Genomic DNA, 20,968 nt, shown 5'->3' on the forward strand with positions numbered 1-20,968 from the left:
ATTATTTTCATCCCTAAAATAAGGCCAAGCTCTCATTAAGAGGGAACTAGGATGCTTGCGGAGTTTGATTTTTACGAGATTGAACCATTTATGTATACATATCAATGGACAAGTAGTAATAAAGCGGGGAGCAATTCTTCAAGTAACTTGTTAACAGATTTTCAGCGACAAATGCTGTTAAAATCATTACAAGAACATCGCTCTCAATCCCAGCGGCAACGGATTCAAATTATGTTGTTAGCGGACCAAGGGATAACTCAAGCAGAAATTTGTCAAATTTTGGGGTGTTGTCCCGCAACCGCTAGACATTGGATACACATAGCTCGTCAGGGAATGGCGCATCAATGGCAAGATTGTCCGATTGGTCGCCCTAAATTAGTTAGTAATGAATACTTACAACGATTAAAAGAATTATTTTACAGTAATCCTCGTGATTATGGTCATGTTTCTCAACACTGGACATTGAATTGGTTACAGAAACATCTATGCGAAGAATTTGGCTTTGAAGTGAGCGATCGCCACTTTAAGCGACTTCTCAAACAAATGGGCTTATCCACTCGACCGAAACCCAGTCATGATGGACAAAATAGCCCAAAATCGGCTACAGAACCCAAAATATCAATTGCTGACCTCAAAAAAGCAAATACCACCGATTCCTCAGAAATTATACCTATTAATTTTCACAAAGCAGTAAAGGATTCAGACATTTATGGCGCACAATATATCCGCTCAATTAGTATCTCTGCAACAAATCAACAATACATTGGGGTATTCACTAACCGCAGAAGAATTTTATCACTATCTTCCCGAACTTCAGTCTATCAACCCTAAAGTCGGCAAATTCTGGACAGGAAAGAATGTTGAACCGGGCATTTACATTATCATTAGGGGCAAAGTCAGACTATTAGATGATAAAGACGAATTAATTGCTACCCTAGAAACTGGGGCATCTTTCGGTGAATTTACCTTGTTTCCCCAATCTAAATTTGAGCCTTATGCAGCCAGAGCTTCAGCAAATTTACAGTTATGCTTCTTGCCAGAAAAGTTACTATTGCCATTAATAGCCAAGTATCCCCAAATTCGAGAACATTTATGGGAGAAAGCATACTCACTCCTGAGAAACACAGATTATACACCCATAAAACCAAGCTCTCCAGAGAACGACAATTCAGATTCAACCCCCTATTTGACCTCAGAATCAAAAATTAATAAAGCCTATTTTCCGAGTCCCAGACAACGGGTGGGGCATTTATGGCAAAAGGTAATGGGGCGCTATCCATTCTTTGCTCAACAAAGTGGTTCTGACTGCGGAGCAGCTTGTTTAGTCATGGTGTCCCGGTATTGGGGGAAACGTTTTAGTGTAAATCGTCTCCGTGATATTGCCAATGTAGACCGCAATGGTGCATCTTTGCGAGGGTTATTAACAGCAGCAGAAAGTCTAGGTTTTGCTACTAGACCTGTCAAAGCTAGTTTAAAGCAGTTAGCAAAGCAAAAATTACCTGCTATTGTTCATTGGGAAGGCAAACATTACATAGTGGTCTACGAAATTACCCCTAAATATGTAATTGTGGCAGACCCTGCTATTGGTCAACGCACCCTCACCCATGAGGAATTTAACAGCGACTGGACTGGTTATACATTGTTGTTACAACCGACAGCAATGCTCAAAGAAACGAAAGAGACATCTACACCTTTTTGGCAATTTTTTGAGTTAATAAAACCCCATTCTGTAGTCATGTTGGAAGTATTTATCGCTTCCATATTCATCCAGATATTTGGCTTAATTACCCCCTTATTTACCCAATTAATTTTAGATCGGGTAGTGGTACAACGGTCAGAACTGACCCTGACAGCAGTAGGAATAGGATTGTTGATTTTTAGCCTTTTTCGGGTGGCTATGACTGGTTTAAGGCAATATCTTTTAGATCATATAGCTAATCGGATAGATTTAGCATTAATTGTCGGTTTTATTCGTCATACATTGCGTTTACCCCTGAGTTTTTTCGAGACTCGTTATGTGGGAGATATTATTTCTCGCGTGCAGGAAAACCGCAAAATTCAACGCTTTTTATCGGGTGAAGCATTATCAATTCTCCTAGATTTATTCACTGTCTTTATCTATCTAGGCTTGATGTTTTGGTACAGTTGGAAAATGGCATTATTAGCTTTAATAATTGTCCCACCTTTTGCCTTATTAGCCTTAATTGCCACACCCTTTTTACAAAGGATTTCCAGAGAAATATTCAATGCAGTTGCCAAGGAAAGTAGTTATTTAATAGAAGCTTTAACTGGTGTGCGAACGGTGAAAGCTACAGCAGTAGAACAAACAGTAAGATGGCATTGGGAAGAGTTATTAAATAAAGAGATAAAAACCAACTTTTCCGGGCAAGTTATCGGCAATAATTTACAAATTTTCAGTAACACAATTGAAGCAGTAGCTACCACAGCTTTATTATGGTTTGGGGCATATTTGGTAATTCATAATCAGTTAACTGTGGGACAACTAGTAGCATTTAATATGCTGCTGGGTAATATTATTCGCCCCTTCCAACGGTTAATTGTCTTATGGAATGAATTGCAAGAAGTTGTGATTGCAGTAGAAAGAATTAACGATGTTTTAGACACAGAACCAGAAGAGGATTTACAAAATCAATCACGGCAGAATTTACCACCAATTCAGGGGCATATTCGCTTTGAAAACGTCACATTTCGTTATCATCCAGAAAGCGATATTAATATATTAGAAAACCTCAGTTTTGAAATCAAACCCGGACAAATGGTAGCTTTAGTGGGACGCAGTGGCTCAGGAAAAACCACCATTTCTAAATTAGTTATCGGCTTATATCCCCCCACAGACGGTAAAGTTTTAATTGACGGACAAGATATTACCAGTCTTTCCTTGCGTTCTTTTCGACAACAAATTGGTGTAGTTGACCAAGACACATTTTTATTTGGTGGAACAATTCGAGAAAATATCAGTTTAGGACATCCAGGAATACCTTTATCAGAAGTAATTGCAGCAGCAGAAATGGCTGGTGCTGATGAATTTATCAAAAAATTACCAATGGGTTATGAAAGCCAAATTGGTGAAGGTGGAGGTTTATTATCTGGTGGACAAAGACAGAGAATAGCCATTGCTAGAGCATTATTAGGTAATCCGAAATTATTGGTTTTAGATGAGGCAACTTCTCATTTAGATACTGAATCAGAAAGGATAATTCAACAGAATTTTAACACAATTCTCAAAGGAAAAACTACTTTAGTAATTGCTCATCGTCTTTCCACCGTGCGAAATGCTGATTTAATTTTGGTACTAGATAGAGGTGTGTTAATTGAAAGTGGCAGTCATGAGGAATTAATGGCTAAAAAAGGACATTATTTCTATCTAAATCAACAGCAATTGCAAACACTAACGTAGGTTGGGTTGAGCCATAGCGAAACCCAACAATGATTTAATAATGATTATAGTTGGGTTTCGTTCCTCAACCCAACCTACCATAAATTCATACTAAGAAAAAGGTGCATTATGACAAATTCATGAGAATCTAAATCAACAGCAATTACATACAAACAATAACGTAGGTTGGGTTGAGCCATAGCGAAACCCAACAATGATTTAACAATGATTATAGTTGGGTTTCGTTCCTCAACCCAACCTACCATAAATTCATACTAAGAAAAAGGTGCATTATGACAAGTACATTAAATGGGAATATCACAAAATCTGATGAGATCTTATCACCAGAATTACCAGAAATTACCAATGAAGATTGGTCGGAAATTACTAAAGAATCACTTGATAGTTTACCACAGGTTTGGACGCGGGGACTATTATATCTTTTAGTCTTCATTGTCTCCATAGTTTTACCTTGGTCTTTGCTATCTAAAGTAGATGAAACTGGTACAGGAAGAGGACGTATTGAACCTAAAGATAAAACCGTGAAATTAGATGCGGCTGTAGGGGGAACAGTTGCGGAAATTCAAGTTAAAGAAGGTGAAACAGTCAAAGCCGGACAAACTCTATTATTATTAGAATCGGCATTAGTCAAATCAGAATTACGTCAAGTTCAAGATAAATTGGAAGGACAATTAAACCGAATTTCTCAGTTAAAATCCTCCAAAAATCAGTTAATTGTCTCCTTAGCAACCCAACAACAACAAAATCAATCTCAACAATTAGAGAAACAAGCACAAATTGATCAAGCGCAACAGAATATTAATACCCTAAAAAATGCCTATCAATTTCAGAAAGAAGAAAGATTATCTCAACTTAATCAAGCGCGACAAACCCTAACTAATAGTCAAACTACTAATCAATTAGCAGAGAGTAGTTTATTAAGTAGTCAGCGAGAAGTAAAACGCTATAGTCAACTCAGACAACAGGGAGTAATTCCAGAAATCAATTTAGTAGACAAGCAAGATATCGCTAAGGAAAAGCAAAAATTATATGCACAAAGTCAGTCAGATATTCAACAAGCTAAGTTACGTTTAGCAGAACAACAAAGTAGTTATGGGCGAAATTTGCGCCAAGCTCATGCCGATATTGAACAGGCTAAATTGCGACTGGGAGAACAACAAGGAAGCTATCAAACTTTAACCCTTTCTGGTCAGTCAGCAGTGTTAAAAATCGCCGAACAACAGAAAAGTTTAGACACAGATATTAGTTCTCTCAAATCAGATATTTCTCAAACTAAACGCCAAATTGATGCCTTAAAATTTCAGTTAGGACAGCGAGAAATTAAAGCTTCTGTGAATGGGATATTATTTCAACTACCAATTCAAAAACCCGGTTCAGTTGTGCAAGTAGGGACAATGGTTGCCGAAATTGCCCAAGATAATTCACCCTTAATAATTCGAGCGCAAATGGCAACTACAGACAGTGGTTTTTTGCGGTTAGGATTACCAGTAAAACTCAAATTTGATGCTTATCCGTTTCAGGATTATGGTATTATCTCAGGAGAGTTAATTAAAATTTCTCCTAATACGATAGAAATAGATACAGCCAATGGCAAAGTAGCCGCTTATAACTTAGAAATTTCTCTCAAAAAAAGTTGTATTCCCACTGCTAATAAATGTATTCCTTTGCGTCCAGGGGATACAGCAACCGCTGAGGTAATTGTCCGTCAGCGACGAATTATTGATTTTCTACTTGACCCATTTAAAAAATTGCAACAAGGAGGAGTGAAATTGTAGAAAATTTATCGAATTACCTCCCTTAGTCCTCCCTTGTTAAGCTACGGTGTACACAGATCTCTAGACAGGATGCTAAACGTTATCCGATCCCCCTAAATCCCCCTTAAAAAGGGGGACTTTGAAGAATTTAGCCCCCCTTTTTAAGGGGGGTTGGGGGGATCTAAACGTTGTGGGGCAACTCTAGAAGACTTGTGTGTACACCGTAGCCTTGTTAAGAGGGGAAACAATTAATTCAGTCCCCTCCCTTTAGTCTTTCCCCTCGTTCCCATACTCTGTATGGGAATGAATTACGGAAGGCTCTGCCTTCATTAATACTAAATCATGGAGGCAGAGCCTCTAAGTAGCATTCCCAGTCAGAGACTGGGAACGAGAAAAAATTCATCGAATTGTCCCCTCCCCTTAGCAAGGGGAGGGTTAGGGTGGGGTATAATTTATTTATGTATTTAAGGAGCAAATTATGTCCGAACCTATCACCATTACCCAATCGGATATTTTACAACAAATTAAATTATCCTGTAAAATACCTGAGTTAGTTGAGCAAATTGTCAACCGAAAAGTGATTATAACTGCTGCGGAAGAAGCAGGGATAAAAGTAGAAGTTGAAGAACTACAAAAAGCAGCGGATTTTCTGCGATTAACTAATGACCTGACCAGTGCTAATGACACTTGGAAATGGTTAGAAAAATATGGTTTATCTATAGATGATTTTGAAGATATAGTCTATACTGGTGTGGTTACTGCTAAGTTAAGCCAACATTTATTTTCTGATCAAATCGAACCTTTCTTCTTTGAAAATCAGCTAAATTATGCTGGTGTGGTCATGTATGAAGTTGTATTTAATGATGAAGATTTAGCAATAGAACTTTTTTATGCAGTCAAAGAAGGAGAAATGAGTTTTTATGATGTAGCTCACCAATATATTCAAGATATAGAATTACGTCGTAAGGGAGGATATTTAGGAATATTAAATCGTCGGGATTTAAAGCCAGAAATATCTGCTGCTGTCTTTGGTGCCAAACCCCCACAGGTAATTAAACCGATAATTACTTCTAAAGGGGTACATTTAATTTTTGTTGAGGAGATTATTCAGCCGGAATTGAATGATAAATTGCGTCAGCAAATTGTTAGCGATTTACTATTAAGTTGGATCAAAAAACAAGTTAATCAAACAGAGATTAATGTGAATTTCGAGTGATTTAATCACAAAAATGTTCTCGTTCCCATACTCTGTATGGGAATGAATTACAGAAGGCTCTGCCTTCATTGATACTAAGTCACGGAGGCAGAGCCTCTAGGTAGCATTCCCAGTCGGAGACTGGGAACGAGAAATTGGTTTTATGCTCTGAGATTACACTACTCAAATTCTGAGATTAAAACAGATCCACTACCCATTTAACGCCTTTAGTAACTACCCAAGCTACGTCATAAGCAAAGCTAGTTTCTGTTGTTGGTTTACCGCCAAAAATCGAATTAATAAAACTATCCTCTGTTAATTCTTGCAAGTAGTCTGAATTGATATCTAGAATGCTGATTCTACCTTTCATGATGTTAATTTTCTCCACACTAATAACAATTGATTTCTGCAAAACAAAAAGGCAACTTTTAATTAGTTTCCATTCCAAGCATCAGAAACACCTTTTTTAATATCGGACCAATTTTCTATAATATAACAAGCAACAGCAACAGCACCAGCAGCAACACGCCACCAAATACCACCTTGAATTAAATATTGTTCTTCAGCAGTCAGTTCAACAAAGTTTTCACTATGCAAGTCAGCAATTTGAATCTTAGCCATCTTTGTATTCTCCTTGGTTTTAAAAAATCAAAAAATGAAAAATGTTTTCGTTCCCATACTCTGTATGGGAATGAATTACGGAAGGCTCTGCCTTTATTGATACTAAGTCACGGAGGCAGAGCCTCTAGGTAGCATTCCCAGTCGGAGACTGGGAACGAGGATTGGTGCGTTACAGACTCATCCTAACCAATTCATTACCACCAGCACCGCGGCCACCACCAAGGACAGCAGCAACAGCCACCTTGAATTAAATATTGTTCGTCGCTAGTCAGTTGAACAATTTTTTTTACTTCCAGGTCGAGAATTTTAATCTTAGCCATCTTCATCTTCGTATTCTCCTTGGTTTTAAAAAGTCAAAAAATCTAGAAAAAACCGGAAACGTTGTACTTTTTCATTTCCCGACTACATCTTATTAAAAATAAAAACCTCTGTCTAGAGACTTAGACAAAATAAAAGTGACATAATTGTTTCAGTTTTGTCACCTTCAATAGCTTGATGATAACAGCATTTTCCGCACAAATATCCGTAAATTTGCCCTTTTAAGTTGAAAATATCACTAAAAAACGCACAATTACGGATTAAAAATAGCCAAAAAAAGTGACATAATTGCTGCAATTTTGTCACTTTTGCCTATTAACTTAAATACAAACAAATGCCCGACTTATTTAAGAAGTCAGGCATCTATGTTAATCAAGACCTATTTCATGTACTTTATTGCTAATCTACCTTACATATATTTGAAGATTTCAACAAGAGGATTAATTTAATTGCAACCAATTAAGTAAATCCGCCATACTGCTAAAATCTAGTAAAGCCTCGCTTAGATTTTCCAACTGATTAACAGAAAGAGATTGAATCCGCTGTGTTGTTTCCGGTGATAATTCACCCAATCGCCTTTTAAGCAGTTTTAAAATAACCAACCGTTCTCCTTCCTGTCTACCTTCTTCTATTCCCCGCTCGTAACCTATGCGCTCACCAGTGGTAATATATCTCATAGTTCGCTCCTGCTCGAATTTTTTATACTCCGACCACAATTGATTTTCCAATGGTTTTGGTAAAATCATCACCCAGTCTATAAAGCGATACAGGTTACGAATATCTTGCTCTTGTAAGCCTAAATCGTATAACCTGCGAATTAAACTGAATTTCCAGATTTTGCGTTTTTGGACTATCAAAATCAGCCCGTTTATTAGTAATATTGGTCATGAATTAATGGCAGATGATTATTTATCTTACCTCAAATTATTAGTTACTGAATAAAAGTTATATAATCTGAATTATAGATATAGCAATTCTCCGTGGTTTGTGAACGGATTTTTTGGAACGAACCACAGAGGACACAGAGGACTCAGAGGTAGAGAAAAAGGAGGTATTTATGTGTTGTTTAGGATGGGTATAGAAATAAAATAAACCTGAAAATCTCAAGATTCAGGTTTGTGGTAAAATTAAGGTGCTGTAAATTTAATCAGTTTTCACTCCTGACAATACCCGCTTCTTTCTCAATTCGGTCTAAGGCTCTTTTAGCCCTAAAAATAAGTCGCAAATAAGTAATCTGATTATCCCAACTCAAACGAGGTAATAAAGGTTGTAAAATATCTGAATCAGTTTCAGATTTTACAAAGGTATTTGAATCTTCTAAAGTGATAGAATCGGGAGAAATATTGTTCATGATTCTCAACAGAATTTTAGTGGGAATTAACTAAAGATTTGCCTAACTCTGCTTCTTTTTCCCACTCTTTTGGCCATTGAATTAACTCAGCAGTAAAATGCAGTGGGTCATTTTCTATCCAAGGGGTATTAATAGATTCCTCAATTAGTGCAAATTCGCCATTATCAAAGGGATTTCCATTAGCTTCACGTTGGAGAAAAACACGCTCTCTGATACCATTTTTTTCTTGAGTTAAGGCACGATGATGACAGTAAGGATTATTACCTCTTTTATCAAAGAAAACATGGGCAGTCCAACTACAACCACCACGACAAAGTTCCGCAAATTCACAAGTTTTGCAGAAACCCCATAGGTGTTCTGTTCCCTTGGGAGTACCAGCACCAAGATTAAATCTCAGTTCCTCTGTTTCTTCAATAATTGTCCGCAGTGAATGGTCGCGGATATTACCTCCTGTATAAGCTGTTGTCGGTAAAGATGGGCAACCTTTGATAGCACCGTCCGCTTCAATACCTAAAGCTGAGAGTCCGGCGCTACATCCCTGCCAAAATGACCACGCATCCCCCCCGCGCAATAATCGCTCATAGGGTCCGTAGTAGCCAATATTATTTCCCGGTTGCACCTGTACACCTTCCTGCTTGGCTCGTTTTGCAACACGAGCAATCATTGGATATACATCCAAAAGTTCATAAGGTTGTAATAAAATCTCGCTATTATCCGCTGCATTCCCCATAGGTACGGTTAATTGAATTTGCCAAGCGAAAATACCCGCGTCGCGGAGATGTTCGTAAATTTGGGGAAATTCTGGGGCTGAGAGCCGATTAATTTGAGTATTACAACCAAAGGGAATACCCGCTTCTTTGAGGTTACTCATGGTCTGAAATGCCCATTTCCATGAGCCTTGTTTACCCCGAATTCGGTCATGGGTAGCTTCTAAACCATCAACGGACACAGAAACTACTTGAATCCCTGCTGCTTTCATGCGGTGGGCTGTCTCTAAGGTGATACCATAACCCCCGGTGGTCATACCACAAATCATACCAGCTTTAGTAATTGCTTGGGCAATTTCTAACCAATCGGGACGAAGAAATGCTTCACCTCCAATAATAGTAACTTCTGTAATTCCTACTTCGGCCATTTGCTGGACTAGGTTAAGAGCTTCTGCTGTAGAAAGTTCATTTGTCCTGGTATGTCCAGCGCGAGAACCACAATGTTGACAAGCTAGATTACATTTAAGGGTAATTTCCCACACTGCATAGCTAATTCGGCGATAAGTCATGCAAATATCCTCAATCAATTTTGTGAGTAAAGGATGGATAAATTGGCTTTTTATCCATCCCTAAAAACTTAATTTTTCAGTTCAAAAATGGACATTTACCCTTAAAAAGTGTCACCAGTAACAACTCCATACATCAGCTGTACAGGTGGCCATTTTTGTCGTGGCCACACGACTCCATATAATGGTCGAATTATTGAAGTTCTTCCAGTTATTCCACCAAAAACGGCTGCTAATTCCTTTTCACCTAAATCTTGGATTTCATCTTCAGAATTAGTTGATTCTAAAAGTTGATAAGTATATTCTTCATATTCTTCTAAAGTAAAATCAAAGCCGGCTTCTTTAACTATTTGGCTACACTCTTCTTTATTCTCAGCAGCTTTGATTTGATCACGAAAAGCTTCATTATCTTCCAGATATTCATAGAAAGATTTGACATTTTCTAAAGACATATTTTTCTCCTTTCAGATATTTGCAAAATTCCCTAATTCACATCTTAAATTCATATCTTGCACCTTCTCAAAAAGGGCAGGCAGAAAATCCCCATACTAGCTAATAATCAGCTTTTTAGGATTCTATTTTCCCAATCAGATTATGGTGCAAGATATAAGTTAACAAGCGGTTGGTGTGGCTACTTGAATTGACAATTCAGAAGCATTGTAATTATCCGTAATTACTTGCGGACAACGCATACAAGCAGCCTTACCTTCCTGTTGCCACCAACGACAATCACGACGTATAGAACAGGGAGGTAATTCCTCTCCTACTGTCGGTAAATTTTCGACAATTCGTGTAGCTAAACCACAATTTTTCCCATCAAAATGTTGACAACCATTTGTGGCACAAGTTGAAGCTGTACGAAATACTTCCGCAGGTGTCACAGGACTAACTTTGGCTATTAATTCATCTGTGATAGGTTGAGGCTGTTTCAGATAGGCTACACGAGGTTCTGCTACTGTTCCACCAATGATACCAAAAACAAAACTTTCTCCGGGTTCTGGTCTAGCACTGGGGCAGAGTGTAGTTTTTTCAGCAATTTCCTTCATCCATTTAGCCTCCAAATAAGAGGATTTTTATGCCCAATTTTATCGTAGTGCGATTTTTCCTGTTATAATTCCTGTTATAATAGGAGGCTTAACCATGATTCCCAACAAAATGGGTGGTCTGATGAGTCTCCCAACAGTTGTGGTAATAGCTATACCACCAGAAACGTTTTTAGCTTCTTCGTTAGATACAGATGCTAAAGCTTCTTCACGACGCGCTACTGCATTATTAACAGCACTATCAATTAGGTCGTTGATTTCAAGACGATGATTATTCATGTTAACTTGCCTCAGAGGTCTGTAGGTGAATTAATTTGTTAGGGTTGTTATTCTTTATTCCCCCACTACATCCTATTAAAAATAAAAACCTCTGTCTAGAGACTTAGACAAAATAAAAGTGACATAATTGTTTCAGTTTTGTCACCTTCAATAGCTTGATGATAACAGCATTTTCCGCACAAATATCCGTAAATTTGCCCTTTTAGGTTGAGAATATCACTAAAAAATAGACAATTACGGATTAAAAATAGCCAAAAAAAGGGACATAATTGCTGCAATTTTGTCACTTTTGCCTATTAACTTAAATACAAACAAATGCCCGACTTATTTAAGAAGTCAGGCATCTATGTTAATCAAGACCTATTTCATGTACTTTATTGCTAATCTACCTTACATATATTTGAAGATTTCAACAAGAGGATTAATTTAATTGCAACCAATTAAGTAAATCCGCCATACTGATAAAATCTAGTAAAGCCTCGCTTAAATTTTCCAACTGATTAACAGAAAGAGATTGAATCCGCTGTGTTGTTTCCGGTGATAATTCACCCAATCGCCTTTTAAGCAGTTTTAAAATAACCAACCGTTCTCCTTCCTGTCTACCTTCTTCTATTCCCCGCTCGTAACCTATGCGCTCACCAGTGGTAATATATCTCATAGTTCGCTCCTGCTCGAATTTTTTATACTCCGACCACAATTGATTTTCCAATGGTTTTGGTAAAATCATCACCCAGTCTATAAAGCGATACAGGTTACGAATATCTTGCTCTTGTAAGCCTAAATCGTATAACCTGCGAATTAAACTGAATTTCCAGATTTTGCGTTTTTGGGGATATGAGCGCGTTTGCTGGGTTTTCAAATGCGCCATAACCACTGTTGCAAAAGGATTCTTACTATTTTCTAACTCTTGCCACCGTTGTTCATAATCTAACAGTTTAATGCTACCAAATTCAAAATTTAACTTTGTCTGGGGATAATTGTAACCGTAATTACTCGGTCGCCATTCACGGTTGGTGTCACATAAAATCGCCAAGCTGATTGCGGGTTGACCAAAACTGTCAAAAATGCGATAATTGTAGGTAAATATCCGTTGACCGAAATTATCTTCTTTTTTTCCCTGAATTTCTACATGGATTAATAACCACAATTGTTCACCCTGAATTTGCCAAACTTTGACTAATTGATCAGCATATCTCTTTCCTTGTTCGGCTTCACGGGTAATTTGTTGAAATTCTTTATCGAGAAATTCATAAGGACGTTCCCAGTTAATTAATGCGTAGGTTTCGGGAAAAAAGAATTGCATTGCTTGGGGAAAATATGCGGTGAGAATTTCTTTCCATGGACTATCAAAATCAGCCCGTTTATGAATAATATTGGTCATGAATTAATGGCAGATGATTATTTATCTTACCTCAAATTATTAGTTACTGAATAAAAGTTATATAATCTGAATTATAGATATAGCTATTCTCCCTGGTTTGTGAAGGGATTTTTTGGAACGAACCACAGAGGACACAGAGGACACAGAGGTAGAGAAAAGGAGGTATTTATGTCTTATTTAGGATACATAATTGCAGCAATTATGTCCCTTTTATTTTTTACTTTCAATATAAACAGATACCCGACTTCTTTAAGAAGTCGGGTATCTATATTAATCGAGGCTGATTTAATGTATTCTTTTGCCAACCCACCTACGCTTTAAATAGGGATTAATCTGATGGAAACTCCAGCAATTTTTCACTCCTATTGCTTTTTTCAGCCAGCCCTAACTATCATTCTCTAGGACTTGGAGAATTTTCAGATAAAACTCTTCCACCCTTTTTGCTGCTACTTCACCACTAGCAGCATAGTGATTTAGACCAGGAGAACCATTGACTTCAATGAGCGTATAATCTACCATCGGCATAGTTATATCATGGGTGAGTATATCCACCCCTGTTAATCTTAATCCCATATCTTTAGTAATGTTAATTGCTAATTTTTGAAAATCAGGATGAATCCTTTCAGAAAAATCTACTGCTTCACCTCCACTGGATAAATTAGCACTATCCAAAAGATAGATAATATTATTATGAGGAATCACACTATTCCAATCAATATTTTGCGTTTTTAATTTTTGGGAAATGCGAAAATCATCAAATTTAATCACATTTTTTCTCCCCATGTTCAAAAATTTTTCCTGTTTTTGTTGAAGTAACTCTAAAACATTAGATATACCATCACCAACAACAAATAAGGGAATTCTTTGATAAGCGGTAATCACCTCATCATCCAAAACAACAATTCTATAGTCATTACCACTATAAAACTTTTCTACAATCAATCCTGATTTAATTTCAAAGATTTTATGAGCTACATCATAATATTCTGCCTGATTATATACCTTAGTCACCAAAATGCCTTGACTAAGATTCAGAGGTTTAACAATTACTGGAAATCCGATTGATTGTGCATAATTAAATCCATCATGAATATTTCTAGGATGAGCTATTTTCGCACATAACTGATCAGTAAAAAATGTCTTACCCTCCGTTACTCGATATCCAAGCTGCTTGAGGAAAAAATTACTATAGGCTTTATCTTTGACTAACTCGGCTGAAGCAAGACCGTTAATATTCAATTTGGCATAACTAAAAACTGATCTTTTCCCGTTTTTAAAAGTAATATGCCCAACTAATTTATATTCTGGTTCAAGTAAAACCACAGCCCCTATTTGTAATGCTACTTTTTGGATGATTGATGTAATTGACATTTTTATTTTGCAAGATGATCTCAAATGATTGAAGCTTGGTATGGTTTATACCAATATTTCTTGTCTCTATTTAAGTTTAAATACTGAACTAATACAGTATATATTAGTCCGAATTAAATAAAAGCAAAGATTGTCAGAAAATAAGTTGTTGCACCAAGTATTGACAATTTTTAAAATATGTAATAACAAGGTGGCATCATCAATAAAAGACGCTAGTAAATCTTTGGTTAAGAGACATACTAACGCCCTTCACTCAAGTTCTTATGCATAAAATAATCATGCCACAAAATACGGATTACAAAAATAGCACTTCAGAAGATCTCACAATTCCTGCGGCAAGAGAAGATAACGCCTACAAAAAAAGGCTGAATGGTTGGGCTGTAGCCCGTATCGTTAGCGAACGGGAAAAAGTTATTGTTTCCCGGTTTCGCAGTCGTTCTGATGCCGAAGGCTATATTCAACACATCCGTCAGATGATTCCTGATACTGTTTTTGAACTTTTCTTTGATTGCCAACGGGAAGAAGTTGTCGTGTAAATTTACGGAATGGCTGACTGGTGCAAGGGAAAAATTATCTTCCCCAACCTCCCCAACCTCCCCAACCTCCCCAACCTCCCCAACCTCCCCTACTTCCCCTACCACCCCTACCACCCCTACCACCCCTACCACCCCTACCACCCCTACCACCCCTGCTTATCCGAACAGCATTGAGTCAGCAGCCCATTGTGCTTAAGTAAAGCCTTGGTACTGGGTTCTCGTCCCCGGAAGGTTTTAAAGACATCCATGGGATGCTGACTGCCACCTAGTGCTAAAACCGTATCTCGGTAACGTCTGCCAATGGCGTGGATTGCGGCTTCATCTTCTAAGCCCGCTTCTTCAAAAGCAGCAAAAACATCAGCACTGAGAACCTCAGCCCACTTATAACTATAGTATCCGGCTGCATAACCCCCTTCAAAAATATGACCGAAAGCACATAGAAACGCATCCTCCGGCAATGGTGGTAATACAGTTGTTAACTTAGCAATGCGGTGTCGCAGATCTGTCACGGTTTCCTGACTATTGGGAGAATAGCGGTAGTGTAATTCCAAATCAACACTACTAAAATCTAGTTGCCGCAACATAGTTGAACCGCTCATGTAATTACGTGCTGCCAACAATTTTTGGTAATAATGCTCTGGTAATGATTCCCCTGTTTGATAATGTTTAGCCATACCAAACAAGGTTTGGCGGTCATAGCACCAGTTTTCCATAAATTGGCTCGGTAATTCCACAGCGTCCCACTCAACATTATTAATACCTGCTGCTCCCAGATAATCCACCTTAGTCAGCATATGATGTAAGCCATGGCCAAATTCATGGAACAGTGTCTCCACCTCATCAAAAGCCATCAAACTCGGATTCCCATCCACAGGGGGAGTTTGGTTACAAATCAAATAAGCTACAGGGAGACGGATAGTAGTCAAATCATTTTCTGTAACTTTCCTCCGGTGAATGCAAGCATCCATCCAAGCCCCACCACGCTTTTCTGCGGGACGGCTGTAAGCATCTAAGTAAAAATAAGCAATAGGTTCACCATATTTATCAGCAATTTGGAAATAACGCACATCCTCATGCCATATTGGGGCTTGGCCATCAGCCGGTGTCACCGTCACCCCAAAAAGCCTTTTTACTAGCCCAAATAGCCCATCTAGGACTTGAGGGAGGGGAAAATAGGGCAGTAATTCTTCCGCAGTAAAAGCAAATTTTTCTTCCCGTTGCCGTTCAGCCCAAAAGCCAATATCCCAATGCTGCAAATTTTCGGCTTCTGCTGCTCCCTTGGCTTTAGCAAAGGCTTTGAGTTTTTCTAAATCTTTGACAGCAGCATGATAACTAGCTTGACGGAGTTCTTCTAATAGTTTTTCGACAGAGGCAACATCTTTGGCCATCTTACTAGCCAAACTCAGTTCAGCAAAAGTCTCAAAGCCAATTAATTGAGCTAGTTCTTTTCTTAACTCTAAAATACGGATAATCAAAGGATTATTATCTAATTCCCCAGAAGATGCCCTGGTAATATAAGCCTTATAGATTTTTTCCCGTAAATCCCGCCGGGTACTGTGCTGCATGAACGGGAAATAGCTAGGAAAATCTAAAGTAATATGCCACGGTCCATGTTCTGGTGTAGCATTTTCCTCTCCAGCCGCCCGCGCAGCTTGGGCTGCAAGACTCAACAAGCTACTTGGTAAGCCATCAATGTCATTGTGGGTGGTGAGAATTAAAATAAAGCCTTTAGTGGCATCTAGAACGTGATTAGCAAATCTAGTCGCTAGTTCTGCTAATTCCATTTGGATATTATTAAACCGTTCTCTGTCTTTTCCTTCTAAACCAACACCAGACAATTCTGCATCTCGAATTGCCGCTTTGATAATTCTCTGTTGGGCTGAATTTAAAGTTTCCCAGGTAGGACTATGGCGAATTGCTTTAAAAGCATTATAAATAGGTTTGCTTTGTCCCAGGATATTCATAAACTGAACTACTTGCGGCTGTACCTTTTCATAGGCAATACGTAGTTCTGGACTATTTTTTACACCCATTAAATGATTTAGGATTCCCCAACTCCAATTTAGCCGTTCTGTCAATTTTTCTAGAGGTTCTACTAAGCCGCTCCAAGTAGGCTCTATATTTGCCTCTAAGTCAGTTAATTGCTTTTCAAGTTCTCCTAACAGATAACTAAAAGCTGGTTCGACTTGCTCCGATTTAATAGCCGCAAATGCGGGTAAACCAGAGCTTTGAAGTAGGGGATTCTGATAAATAGTAGCAGTTGCACGCATGGTAATGAGCTAATAGCCGATGAATTAATTGGGAACAACGATTGATTTTTCTTTATATAACTAATAATTTAGCGTTACGACAAAATTTCGCATTGCTAGAATGGCAATCTTACTAAACAGAATACAGAAGTTAGGAGATTATGAGCAATTAAGTACGGTTTTATACAATAAATAATTGAATCTACCTCAATTCTTATGCCAGTTATACAAAAAAGTTCATTTTGATAGCGTAGCGTAGTGTGGCGTAAACCATCCTCCTGCAACTTTTAACAACTGAATTCCTGTTTGATAACTGAGATACATCATCCAGAAGCTAAAAGCAGAATTGTAGCAATTATTTTCAAAATAATGACTTTTATTTTGTCGAGTTTTGTGGTGATAATTCACCATAATCAATTTTGAATACTTAATAAAGTTATGAAATTTTGACTTTCTGTTTTGCTGACACTGCGCTAGTGTTGTTAAGTTCTGCTCATGTATTAGCAGAACTTAAAACTAAAACAATTGAGTACAAGCAAGGAAGTACAGTATTAGAAGGATGTCTTGCTTATAATGATGCTATTGAAGTTAAGCGTACCTTTACTAAGTAATATTTTGTGGGTTTGAACACTGATTATATCTGCAAGGGCTGGTAATTGGTAAAATTATCATCTGTTACCTGTTCCCTGTTTTCTCAAAATTATGTCTCATCTTCCCCCACTAAATACAGAAACAATTTGGGCAATCATTAATGATAAAATTGATGATGATACTGTAAAAAAATTATTATGGTATCACCTGGGTTATCGCTATAATCCCATTACAGACACATGGACTAATAGTGAAGTAGCACCAACCTGGAGAGATGAATATCCACAACCACCGGATTTTATTGATTCTCGGCCAGCAATTATGAAATTGACTCGTTCTATTCCTCCAGAAAATAAACAGGCTCTCAAAGAAAAACTCGGTTTTAAAGGTTACAAAATTGGTGAATTTGGTCCGCGACAAACTCGCAGAGCCACATCAGCAAATTGGTTATTAAGTTATATGTTAATAACCACTGGTAAAATTGAGTAAAGTTACTATATTTAGTAATTTTCCAAAAATATCCCCTGCTTCTCTAAGGTTGGGGACAGGAGCTTTTTATCTAAATTTCTGGATTAAATTATTGTTTTATGTCCAAATGTTATGGAAATAACACGGACTTATCTTGTATTTTTCTGAAAAACTGTGTATATTAATATATTCAACCCTTGCATAGAGTAATCTGATCTAAATTTGTGCAACTTGTTTTTTTAACAAACTACTTTAGGCTTAAAGAGAACAAGAAACGTTTTCACAGATATTTGAGAATTACTACCGTATAACACAAATCCAGAGATTTCTGCTATGATCCACAAATTAATTAACACTAACATTAAGAGTTCTCATGTTTTACCAACTCCTAATGAAGTGAAGGCAAAATTACCTTTAACGAAAACTGCTGAAAATACAATTTTAAAATTCAGACAAGAAATAGAACATATTCTAGATTTTCAAGACCGACGTAAATTCATTGTCGTCGGTCCTTGTTCAATTCATGATCCAAAAGCAGCCATAGAATATGGAGAAAACTTGCTAGGTCTAGCCGAAAAAGTTCAGGATAAACTGCTGCTAATTATGCGGGTTTATTTTGAAAAACCCCGAACTACAGTAGGCTGGAAAGGATTAATTAATGATCCAAAAATGGATGATTCTTTTCATGTAGAAGAAGGAATTTCAATTGCCAGGAACTTACTATTAAAGTTGACAGAGTTAGGATTACCAACTGCCACAGAAGCACTTGATCCCATCATCCCTCAATATATCAGTGAATTGGTATCTTGGTCAGCAATTGGCGCAAGAACCACCGAATCGCAAACACACCGAGAAATGGCCAGTGGTTTATCTATGCCGGTGGGATTTAAAAATGGTACAGACGGGAATATTCAAGTTGCAGTAAATGCGCTTAAATCAGCGAACACACCCCATCATTTCCTGGGTATCAATCAAAAAGGACAAGTGAGTGTATTTCAAACTAAAGGAAATGCTCATGGCCATGTAATCTTGCGTGGAGGAACTCAGCCTAATTTTGATGCAGAGAACATTAAACTAGTAGAAGAACAATTAAAAGCAGCCAACTTATCACCAAGAATAGTTGTTGATTGTAGTCATGGTAATACCAACAAAGATTATAGATTACAATCCATAGTCTTTGAAAATATTATTCAGCAAATAATAGATGGCAATAATTCCATCGTCGGCATGATGCTAGAATCGAACTTGTACGAAGGTAGCCAACCGATAACCGGAAAACGAGAAGACTTGCAATATGGTGTTTCCGTAACAGATAAATGTATCAATTGGCAAGAAACAGAAAGAATCATTTTAGCTGCTCACGCTAAATTGGCGTAAACCGACAGCATTTTTCATAAGACCTCGCGGTAAGTGGGAAACGAGCGTGTCTTTAGACCTGAGAGGGATGGTATGGCTAACGCCACGCTACGCTATCGACGCAGCTCACCAGCCACGACACGGGCAGTTCGACAAGTGTTACAGTGAGCTTGCCGAACTGCTCACTGACCACGGTTTTAACCGCTGTGGTTTTTGGTGCATCTTGACAGCCTCCATATTTTTCGCTAGGATAATCGCATTCTTGTGAAAAAGTAAGCACAATGCTTTAAGCGGAGTGTCTAGTGGCTGTTTGGCACAGCCTTTACGAGTAAAAATCTCTTAAGAATCTCAGCGGCTTTAGCCGCTGAGAGTGTCAAGTATTTACACCGTAAATAGATATACCTCTTCCTTTGCTCCTTTGCGTCTCTGCGCGAAACAAAAACAAAATGTAGTTGCGCTTTAATTTAAAGTGCAGCTACATGACAAATACAAATGGGATTGGTGCGGATCGAACGCACGGCCTAGCGCTTAGGAGGCGCTCGCTCTATCCAACTGAGCTACAACCCCAATAATGAACCAAATATTATCATAGCAGTATTTTTAGTGAGACTGCCAGTAATTATCCCAATCATCACCACCAACTTCTAAACCGCACAGATTACTACTGGCATTGAGGATAACTTGAGATTTGCTGCCATTAAGTTCTCGCAATTCTAAATTTAGCTCCCCTTGCATAGTATCCCGACAACAAAACTTTAAACCATTGCTTGTCGGTGCGCGGAGAGATGTACCTGGTAACTGGGTAGTTCCTGTCAGTTCAATTTCGTAATTTAGGTTTTTAGCTTGCATTTGCCATCTACCCCAGGGCTGAATTTGCCATTTTACTTCTGAATTCCAAGGAACAAATTCATAAAATTTGCCTTGGTGGTGGATACCAATCATCGCCACTGATTCCATCCACCATAATACACCACGTTTACCGCCACCGGCTGTTAAAGCTAAATCGGGTTGATTAATAAAAGAATTGCAATTTAGCCAAAACCATTTTTGGGGAAAAGCACCACCCCAATTTTTTTCTGCGTATGCTGGAGCATTTGTAAATTCATAAATTTTACCATGCCAATCAATCCAACCACTGGCTAAACCGTGAGCCATTAAAATTTGCCAGCCGGGTTCAAATATCTGCGAAAATGATAGCCAACCAGCGGTTGATTGCTGAAGACTATTTTGATTTCCCCATGCGTATACGGGTTTAATTTCGTATTCCCATCGGCAATAATTACCAGTGGCAGGATCTGTAATTATGCCTTGATTTAAGGTGGCTGTGGCTTGATAACCTTCTTGAATATGGTGTGTAAATTCACTGGGGATAAGATACAGGGGGGAAACTTGTAAGTTAGTTTTTCCCCAATGTCCTAATCCTAAAACATCCCGACTCGCCCAAAATTTATTCACATCGGGAAAGGTGCGACAAAGATATTCATCATTTATGCCCAGTATTTGGGCTGCACCGCCGCTGTAGGGCTGATTACCGCTGGGATCTTCGATAGAGTACATGAAGGCGATAGTTTGCTTAATTTCGGGCAGTGTGACGCGGTAATACCAGCCTTCAAAGAAACGACGATGGCTACAGTCCCAATGATAGCCGCTATGGGGAGTTTGAGTGAAATCGAGGAGGTTTTTAGGAATACTCGGCATAAGGTGTCTTTTTTGCTTACTTTTCAGTATGGGCAATGCGGAGATTTTGGATTAAGATGATTCAGG

Annotated in this window: 18 protein-coding genes, 1 tRNA gene and 1 pseudogene; 7 read left to right on the forward strand and 13 right to left on the reverse strand. The window is 38.1% G+C overall.

The window, feature by feature from the left end; translation table 11 throughout:
• Nucleotides 1-90 precede the first annotated feature (90 nt).
• The 4 genes from ANA_RS01705 to ANA_RS01720 all read left to right on the forward strand — a co-directional run bounded on the left by ANA_RS01705 (nt 91) and on the right by ANA_RS01720 (nt 6,388).
• A complete protein-coding gene (locus ANA_RS01705) occupies nt 91-831 on the forward strand; it encodes a helix-turn-helix domain-containing protein (protein WP_015078314.1) in 741 nt (246 codons plus the stop codon).
• Nucleotides 764-3,418: a peptidase domain-containing ABC transporter gene (locus ANA_RS01710; RefSeq protein WP_148279010.1), complete on the forward strand. Its 2,655-nt coding sequence runs from the start codon at nt 764-766 to the stop codon at nt 3,416-3,418. The genes ANA_RS01705 and ANA_RS01710 overlap by 68 nt, the downstream gene beginning before the upstream one ends.
• A 272-nt stretch (nt 3,419-3,690) precedes the next feature.
• Nucleotides 3,691-5,193 (forward strand): HlyD family efflux transporter periplasmic adaptor subunit, encoded by a 1,503-nt coding sequence (locus ANA_RS01715; RefSeq protein ID WP_015078316.1) that lies wholly within the window; start codon nt 3,691-3,693, stop codon nt 5,191-5,193.
• A gap of 457 nt (nt 5,194-5,650) precedes the next feature.
• Entirely contained in the window at nt 5,651-6,388 is a 738-nt protein-coding gene (locus tag ANA_RS01720; RefSeq protein ID WP_015078317.1) for a peptidylprolyl isomerase, read from the forward strand.
• A gap of 175 nt (nt 6,389-6,563) precedes the next feature.
• Here the strand turns inward: ANA_RS01720 and ANA_RS26375 are convergent, their stop codons facing one another.
• From ANA_RS26375 to ANA_RS01765, 10 genes and pseudogenes are all read right to left on the reverse strand, one after another.
• On the reverse strand, nt 6,564-6,737 hold the full coding sequence (locus ANA_RS26375; protein WP_158310495.1) for a hypothetical protein: 174 nt from the start codon (nt 6,735-6,737) through the stop codon (nt 6,564-6,566).
• Between the two features lie 62 nt (nt 6,738-6,799).
• Nucleotides 6,800-6,988, reverse strand: a complete 189-nt coding sequence (locus tag ANA_RS01725; protein ID WP_015078319.1) for a hypothetical protein — start codon at nt 6,986-6,988, stop codon at nt 6,800-6,802.
• Between the two features lie 758 nt (nt 6,989-7,746).
• Nucleotides 7,747-8,151: pseudogene (locus tag ANA_RS01730) on the reverse strand (DUF4351 domain-containing protein); the annotation flags it as partial.
• 302 nt (nt 8,152-8,453) lie between these two features.
• Nucleotides 8,454-8,657 carry a hypothetical protein gene (locus ANA_RS01735; protein WP_015078322.1) on the reverse strand — a complete coding sequence of 68 codons (204 nt, stop codon included), beginning with the start codon at nt 8,655-8,657 and terminating at the stop codon, nt 8,454-8,456.
• A gap of 16 nt (nt 8,658-8,673) precedes the next feature.
• Complete coding sequence (locus ANA_RS01740; RefSeq protein ID WP_015078323.1) at nt 8,674-9,933, reverse strand: nif11-class peptide radical SAM maturase 3; 1,260 nt, start codon at nt 9,931-9,933, stop codon at nt 8,674-8,676.
• Between the two features lie 101 nt (nt 9,934-10,034).
• On the reverse strand, nt 10,035-10,382 hold the full coding sequence (locus ANA_RS01745) for a Nif11-like leader peptide family natural product precursor (RefSeq protein ID WP_015078324.1): 348 nt from the start codon (nt 10,380-10,382) through the stop codon (nt 10,035-10,037).
• Nucleotides 10,383-10,541: 159 nt separating this feature from the next.
• Complete coding sequence (locus ANA_RS01750; protein ID WP_015078325.1) at nt 10,542-10,976, reverse strand: hypothetical protein; 435 nt, start codon at nt 10,974-10,976, stop codon at nt 10,542-10,544.
• Nucleotides 10,977-11,015: 39 nt separating this feature from the next.
• Nucleotides 11,016-11,252 (reverse strand): hypothetical protein, encoded by a 237-nt coding sequence (locus ANA_RS01755; RefSeq protein WP_148279011.1) that lies wholly within the window; start codon nt 11,250-11,252, stop codon nt 11,016-11,018.
• A 421-nt stretch (nt 11,253-11,673) separates the two neighbouring features.
• A complete protein-coding gene (locus ANA_RS01760) occupies nt 11,674-12,633 on the reverse strand; it encodes a DUF4351 domain-containing protein (RefSeq protein ID WP_015078328.1) in 960 nt (319 codons plus the stop codon).
• Between the two features lie 384 nt (nt 12,634-13,017).
• Complete coding sequence (locus tag ANA_RS01765) at nt 13,018-14,004, reverse strand: ATP-grasp domain-containing protein (RefSeq protein WP_015078329.1); 987 nt, start codon at nt 14,002-14,004, stop codon at nt 13,018-13,020.
• A gap of 278 nt (nt 14,005-14,282) precedes the next feature.
• Here ANA_RS01765 and ANA_RS01770 point away from each other — a divergent pair, with 278 nt between their 5' ends.
• Complete coding sequence (locus ANA_RS01770) at nt 14,283-14,540, forward strand: hypothetical protein (RefSeq protein ID WP_015078330.1); 258 nt, start codon at nt 14,283-14,285, stop codon at nt 14,538-14,540.
• A 143-nt stretch (nt 14,541-14,683) separates the two neighbouring features.
• On the opposite strand, the gene ANA_RS01775 is transcribed toward ANA_RS01770, so the two are convergent.
• Entirely contained in the window at nt 14,684-16,810 is a 2,127-nt protein-coding gene (locus tag ANA_RS01775; RefSeq protein WP_015078331.1) for a M3 family metallopeptidase, read from the reverse strand.
• Between the two features lie 681 nt (nt 16,811-17,491).
• Here ANA_RS01775 and ANA_RS01780 point away from each other — a divergent pair.
• Both ANA_RS01780 and ANA_RS01785 read left to right on the forward strand, forming a co-directional pair.
• On the forward strand, nt 17,492-17,869 hold the full coding sequence (locus tag ANA_RS01780) for a DUF1823 family protein (RefSeq protein ID WP_015078332.1): 378 nt from the start codon (nt 17,492-17,494) through the stop codon (nt 17,867-17,869).
• 312 nt (nt 17,870-18,181) lie between these two features.
• On the forward strand, nt 18,182-19,225 hold the full coding sequence (locus ANA_RS01785; protein ID WP_015078333.1) for a 3-deoxy-7-phosphoheptulonate synthase: 1,044 nt from the start codon (nt 18,182-18,184) through the stop codon (nt 19,223-19,225).
• A gap of 472 nt (nt 19,226-19,697) precedes the next feature.
• On the opposite strand, the gene ANA_RS01790 is transcribed toward ANA_RS01785, so the two are convergent.
• Nucleotides 19,698-19,771, reverse strand: a tRNA-Arg gene (locus tag ANA_RS01790).
• A gap of 33 nt (nt 19,772-19,804) precedes the next feature.
• Nucleotides 19,805-20,902, reverse strand: coding sequence for a tocopherol cyclase family protein (locus ANA_RS01795; RefSeq protein WP_015078334.1), 1,098 nt, complete (start codon nt 20,900-20,902; stop codon nt 19,805-19,807).
• Between the last annotated feature and the right edge of the window lie 66 nt (nt 20,903-20,968).

The sequence above is a fragment of the Anabaena sp. 90 genome, from assembly GCF_000312705.1.
In the GTDB taxonomy this organism is placed as follows: Bacteria; Cyanobacteriota; Cyanobacteriia; order Cyanobacteriales; family Nostocaceae; genus Dolichospermum; species Dolichospermum lemmermannii.